A 6,621-nucleotide genomic window follows, 5' to 3' on the forward strand; every position below is an offset into this window, starting at 1 on the left:
CTTGTGAAGCCCGAAGACTCCTTTGCCGTCACTTCGCTCAGCGGCTCGCTGGCGGCAGTGCTGGCGACCCCCGCGTTGTTCCTGACGGCCGGCGCGCACGCGCAGCCCTCGGGCCAGGGCGCGACGCAGCTGGCGCCTGTACAGGTGCAAGGCGAAGCCTATACACCCTATGACGTCAAGGAATCGGGTTCCAAGAAGTTCACCGCGCCGCTGCTGGACACGCCCAAGTCGGTGCAGGTGATTCCCCAGGAAGTCATCCAGAACCAGGCGGCGTCCTCGCTGACCGACGTGCTGCGCAACTCGCCCGGCATCACCTTCGGCGCGGGCGAAGGCGGCAATCCGCTGGGCGACCGGCCGATCATCCGCGGCTATGACGCCCAGGCCAGCACCTACGTGGATGGCATGCGCGACATCGGCGCCACCTCACGCGAAGTCTTCAACCTGGAGCAGGTCGAAGTGGTCAAGGGCTCGGACGGCGCCTTCGGTGGCCGTGGCGGCGCCGGCGGCAGCGTCAACCTGATCAGCAAGACGGCCAAGGCGGAAAACTTCACCGCCGCCAGCCTGGGCATCGGTACCGACAGCTACTATCGCGGCACCATAGACAGCAACTGGCAGCTGGGCGAGAAGACGGCGTTCCGCCTGAACGCCATGTATCACGATGCGGATGTGGCCGGCCGCGACATGGTCAACAACAGCCGCTGGGGCGTGGCGCCCACGATCACGTTCGGCCTGAACTCGCCGACGCGCGTGACCCTGAGCTACTACCACATGCAGACGGACGACCTGCCGGATAGCGGCATTCCGTACGCCTATCCCAGCACCAAGGTCAAGCGCGACGGCAGCTACATGGGCGTGAGCCAGACCGGCCCGGCCGATGTCAACCGCAAGAACTTCTACGGCCTGGCCAGCGACTACCGCAAGACCACGTCCGACATGGCCACGATCGGCGTCGAGCACGATTTCTCGGATCGCCTTACCCTGCGCAACATGACGCGCTACACCTACTCCACGCAGAAGTACGTGTGGACCCAGCCGGACGACAGCCAGGGCAACGTGCTGAACGGCCGCGTCTGGCGCCGCGCCAACACCCGCGACAGCCGCGTCGACAGCCTGGCCAACCAGACCGAGCTGGTGGGCAAGTTCGACACCGGCTCGCTCAAGCACAGCTTCAACGTCGGCCTGGAAGTGTCGAAGGAAGAGGGCAAGAAGGATTCGATCGCCGTGAATCGAGGTTCGGGCACGCCGGGTAAGACCAATGCCTGCAATGCCTTGGGCGCCGCCTCCGGCTACAACTGCACCAGCCTGTACGATCCCGATCCGCATGATGCCTGGGTCAATACGCTGGATGGCGAACGCGTGGGCCAGCCGACCCGTTCGCGCACGATTTCGAAGTCGCTGTATGCGTTCGACACGGTGGAACTGTCGCCGCAGTGGCTGGTGAACGGCGGCCTGCGCCTGGATCGCTACGAGACCAAGTTCACCAACACGCCCGCCAACAACTACACCGTGATCAAGCGCAATGACACGCTGTGGAACTACCAGATGGGCCTGGTGTACAAGCCGGCGGACAATGGCAGCATCTACGTGTCGTATGCCACCTCGTCCACGCCGTCGAACAGCGACTCGGGCGAAGGCGCCGGCAATGGCCTGGCTCCTGGACGCGGCGGCGCTGGCGCGAACGCGGCCGACATGGCTCCCGAAAAGAACAAGACCTACGAACTCGGCACCAAGTGGGAAGTGCTGGATCGCCGCATGACGCTGACGGCCGCGATATTCCGCACCGAAACCACCAATGCGCGCCTGACCCTGCCGGACAACACCTACGCGATGGCCGGCAAGAAGCAGGTCGACGGCTTCGAGCTCGGCTTCTCGGGCAGCATCACGCCGGCCTGGCAGGTCTTCGGCGGCTACACCTTCCTGAAGAGCAAGATCAAGGACGACGGCGTCGCCACGGACAAGGGCAACGACTTCCCCAACACGCCGCGCAACGCCTTCAACATCTGGAGCACCTACGCGGTAACGCCGGACTTCACGGTCGGCGGCGGCGCCTACTATGTGGACAAGCAGTACGGCAACACGGCCAACACGGCGTACATCCCGTCGTACTGGCGCTTCGACGCGATGGCCGGCTACCGCTTCAACAAAAACTGGAACATGCAGCTGAACGTGTTCAACCTGTTCGACAAGACGTACTACGACAAGGCCTACGCCGCGCACTACGTCAGCGTCGCGCCGGGCCGCTCGGCGATCCTGAGCGTCAACATGCGCTACTGATCCGGGCTTGTCCTGGCAAGCAAAAAGCCACCGGAAGGTGGCTTTTTGCTTTGCGGCATTCGGAACAAGCCGCGCAAGCTGGCGGCGTGGACGGCTGCGTCCCGTGTCAGCTCTCGAACCAGTTCAACACCCCATCCAGCCCCGACACGTTCAGCGCATAGCGCGTCTGCTCGCGCACCAGCGGCTTGGCGTGATAGGCCACCGGGAAGCCGGCCGCGCCCAGCATCTTCAGGTCATTGGCGCCGTCGCCCATGGCGATGGTCTGTTCCTTGGTGGCGTCGTGCTGGCGCGCGAACTCGCGCAGGTAGACGGCCTTGGCGTCGGCGTCCAGGATGTCGCCCAGCACGCGGCCGGTCAGCACGCCGTTGTCGATCTCCAGCGTGTTGGCGTGCGCGCTGTCCAGTTTCAGGCGTTCACGCAGCCGGTCGGTGAAGAAGGTGAAGCCGCCGGACACCAGCAGCACCTTGATGCCGGCGGCCTGGGCCGTGCTGATCAGCCGCTCGGCGCCCGGATTCAGGCGCAGCTTTTCCGCGTAGACCTGTTCCAGCGCATCGGCCGGCACGCCCTTGAGCAGGGCGACGCGGCGGCGCAGGCTTTCGGAGAAGTCCTTGATCTCGCCGCGCATGGCGGCCTCGGTGATCTCCGACACCTTGTCCTTGACGCCCGCCACGCCGGCGATCTCGTCGATGCACTCGATATTGATCAGCGTGGAGTCCATGTCCATGGCCAGCACCTTGCAGCTGGACAGCTTCAGGCCGGCGGGCAGGAAGGCGGTATCGATGCCCTTGCTTTCCCCCCAGGCGCGGACCTCGGCGCGGGTGGCGTCGTCGTGCTGCACGTCGAGCAGGCGGGCGGCGGTGGCGCTGATGCGTGCCACGCCCTGGGCCTGGGCCAGCGCGGCCAGCTGCTCCGCTTGGTCGACGGTCAGGGCCGGGGATTGGACGACGAGGTGATGAGTAGTCATAAGTTTGCGAATAAGGATCGGTGGCGTCTGCGCGCGGCGTAGCGGCAGCTTACTTCAGCGCGCGCAGCACCGCACGCACGGCATCGGCGCGCGCCGGGATCTGCTGCGCCTTGATCTCGACGCGCAGCTTGTCCTGGCCGGCCAGCTTGATGTGGCGCTGGCGCTGGACCAGCTCGATGATGCGGGCGGGATCCACCGGCGTCTTGGGGCCGAACTGCAGCAGCGCCTGCGTCTCGCTGGCATCGATCTTGACGATACCCAGCGGCTGCGCCGCCAGCCGCAGGCGGTGCGTGGTCAGCAGGGTCTGTGCCGCTTCCGGCAGTTTGCCGAAGCGGTCGATCAGCTCTTCCTGGATCTGGATCAGGTCGTCTTCATCGGCCGCGTGCGCCAGGCGCTTGTAGATGGCCAGGCGCGCGTGCACGTCGGCGCAATAGTCCGAGGGCAGCAGGGCGGGCGCATGCAGGTTGACCTCGCAGGCCAGGTTGAAGGGCGCGTCCAGGTCGGGTTCCTCGCCCGCGCGCAGCGCGCGCACGGCCTCGTTGAGCATCTCGTTGTACATGGAGAAGCCCACTTCCTGGATGTTGCCGGACTGCGAATCGCCCAGCACCTCGCCGGTGCCGCGGATCTCCAGGTCGTGCATGGCCAGGTAGAAGCCCGAGCCCAGCTCTTCCATGGCCTGGATCGCTTCCAGGCGCTTCTTGGCATTGCTGGTGATGGCGTCTTCGCCGGGCGTCAGCAGGTAGGCGTAGGCCTGGTGGTGCGAACGGCCCACGCGGCCGCGCAGCTGGTGCAGCTGGGCCAGGCCGAAGCGGTCGGCGCGGTGGATCACGATGGTGTTGGCGCTGGGCACGTCGATGCCGGTCTCGATGATGGTCGTGCACAACAGCACGTTGTAGCGCTGCTGGTAGAAGCCCTTCATCACCTGCTCCAGCTCGCGCTCGGGCATCTGGCCATGGGCCACGGCGATGCGGGCCTCGGGCACCAGCTCTTCCAGCCGCGCGCGGCGGTTGTGGATGGTCTCGACCTCGTTGTGCAGGAAGTAGCACTGGCCGCCGCGCTTGAGTTCGCGCAAGAGCGCCTCGCGCAGCGTGCTGCCGTCCTCGCGCCGCACGAAGGTCTTGATGGCCAGGCGCTTCTGCGGCGCGGTGGCGATCACGGAGAAATCGCGGATCCCTTCCAGCGACATGCCCAGCGTGCGCGGGATCGGCGTGGCAGTCAGCGTCAGCACGTCGACTTCGGCGCGCAGCGCCTTCAGTGCTTCCTTCTGGCGCACGCCGAAGCGGTGTTCCTCGTCGATGATGACCAGGCCCAGGCGCTTGAACTTCACGTCCTTGGACAGGATCTTGTGGGTGCCGATGACGATGTCCACGCGGCCGTCGTTGATGCCCTCGATGGCCGTGGCGACTTCCTTGGCCGAGCGGAAGCGCGACAGTTCCACCACGCGCACCGGCCAGTCGGCGAAGCGGTCCGAGAAGGTCTGGGCGTGCTGTTCGGCCAGCAGCGTTGTCGGGCACAGCAGGGCGACCTGCTTGCCGTTGGCCACGGCCAGGAAGGCGGCGCGCAGCGCCACTTCGGTCTTGCCGAAGCCCACGTCGCCGCAGACCAGCCGGTCCATGGGCCGGCCCGAGGTCATGTCGGCGATCACCGCCTGGATGGCGGCGGCCTGGTCGGCGGTTTCCTCGAAACCGAAGCCCTCGGCGAAGGCCTCGTAGTCGTTGAGCGGCAGCTTGAAGGCATAACCTTCGCGCGCGGCGCGCTGCGCGTACAGGGCCAGCAGCTCGGCGGCGGTGTCGCGCACCTGCTTGGCGGCCTTGCGGCGGGCCTTGTCCCACTGGCCGGAGCCCAGCTGGTGCAGCGGCGCGGCCTCGGGATCGGCGCCGCTGTAGCGGGCGATCACGTGCAGCTGCGACACCGGCACGTACAGCGTGCTGCCGTTGGCGTACTCGAGATGCAGGAACTCCATCTCGCCTTCGCCCATGTCCATGTTGACCAGGCCGTGATAGCGGCCGATGCCGTGCTGGGCGTGCACCACCGGATCGCCGGCGCGCAGCTCGGACAGGTCGCGCACCATGGCTTCGACGTTGCTGGCGCGCTCCTGGTCGCGCTTGCCGCGCCGTCCCGTCGTGGCCAGCCCGGGGTACAGATCGTTCTCGGTCAGGAAGGCCAGGCCGGCGCCGGGCAGGCCGAAGCCCGCGGACAGCGGCGCGGCGGCGATGCCGAAATGCGCGTCCGAGGACAGGAAGGCCTCGATGCTGTCGGGCTGGGCGTCGGGAGTGACGCCGAACTCGTTGAGCATCTGCACCAGCGTCTCGCGGCGGCCGGCGGAATCGGCGCACAGCAGCAGGCGGTTCTGGCGTCCCTGGACCAGCGCGCGCAGCTTGGCGACCGGATCCTCGGCGCGGCGCGCCACGCTGACGTCGGGCGCGGCGCGGAAATCGGGATGCGGCTGGCCGGCGGTGAGCGCCAGGCGGCGGAAATCCTTCAGCTTGCCGTGCAGCGCCTCGGGGTCCAGGAACAGCGCCGACGGCGGCAGCACCGGGCGCTCGCGGTCGCTCTTGAGAAAGCCGTACCGGCTGGCCGTATCCTGGCCGAAGCGCTGCATGGCATCGTCGATGTCGCCCACGGTGACGGTGACCGTGTCATCGGCCAGATAGTCGAACAGCGTCGCGGTCTCGTCGAAGAACAGCGGCAGGTAGTATTCGACGCCGGCGAAGGGAATGCCGTTGCCGATGTCCTTGTAGGGCAGGGCGCGCGAGGGGTCGCCTTCGAACAGCTCGCGAAAGCGCGCGCGGAAACGGTTGCGGGCGTCCTCGTCCATGGGGAACTCGCGGCCCGGCAGCAGGCGCACCTCGCCCACCGGATACAGGCTGCGCTGGGTATCGACGTCGAAGCTGCGGATGGTCTCGATCTCGTCGTCGAACAGGTCCAGCCGGTAGGGCAGGACCGAGCCCATCGGGAACAGGTCGATCAGCCCGCCGCGCAGACAGAACTCGCCGGGCGCGGTGACCTGGGTGACGTGGTTGTAGTTCGCCAGCGTCAGCTGCGCGCGCAGCGCGGCCTCGTCCAGCCGGTCCTTCTGCTTGAACGAGAAGGTGTAGGCGGCCAGGAAGGAGGGCGGCGCCAGACGGTACAGGGCAGTGGTGACCGGCACGGTCAGCACGTCCACGGATTTCGTCATCAGCGCGTGCAGCGTGTGCAGGCGCTCGGAGATCAGATCCTGGTGCGGCGAGAAGGCGTCATACGGCAGCGTCTCCCAGTCGGGCAGCTGGCGCACCGACAGGTTGGGCGCGAACAGCTGGATTTCCTCGGCCAGCCTCTGAGCCTCCAGCGGCTCGGCCGTCAGGATGACCAGCGGGCCGCCAGCCTGGCGTGCCAGGTCGGCC

3 protein-coding genes are annotated in these 6,621 nt (G+C 67.1%); 1 reads left to right on the forward strand and 2 read right to left on the reverse strand.

Annotated elements, in window-relative coordinates:
- The first annotated feature begins 3 nt into the window (after positions 1 to 3).
- The gene (locus KDH83_RS07335) at positions 4 to 2,274 is read left to right on the forward strand and encodes a TonB-dependent siderophore receptor (RefSeq protein WP_349291605.1); all 2,271 of its coding nucleotides are present in this window, start codon (positions 4 to 6) and stop codon (positions 2,272 to 2,274) included.
- Positions 2,275 to 2,380: 106 nt separating this feature from the next.
- Here KDH83_RS07335 and serB read toward each other — a convergent pair whose 3' ends face one another.
- Together serB and mfd are read right to left on the reverse strand one after the other, a co-directional pair.
- Positions 2,381 to 3,238: a phosphoserine phosphatase SerB gene (gene serB / locus KDH83_RS07340; protein ID WP_212313976.1), complete on the reverse strand. Its 858-nt coding sequence runs from the start codon at positions 3,236 to 3,238 to the stop codon at positions 2,381 to 2,383.
- Positions 3,239 to 3,287: 49 nt separating this feature from the next.
- The coding region (mfd, locus tag KDH83_RS07345) for a transcription-repair coupling factor (protein WP_212313978.1) at positions 3,288 to 6,621 on the reverse strand (3,334 nt) is incomplete at its 5' end.

Origin of the sequence: Achromobacter sp. Marseille-Q0513 (genome assembly GCF_018195695.1) — a bacterium.
Taxonomy (GTDB): domain Bacteria; phylum Pseudomonadota; class Gammaproteobacteria; order Burkholderiales; family Burkholderiaceae_B; genus Achromobacter.

Excerpts from the sequence above, each read along its gene's own strand:
- serB (WP_212313976.1), bottom strand. The coding sequence starts at position 3,238 with ATGACTACTCATCACCTCGTCGTCCAATCCCCGGCCCTGACCGTCGAC.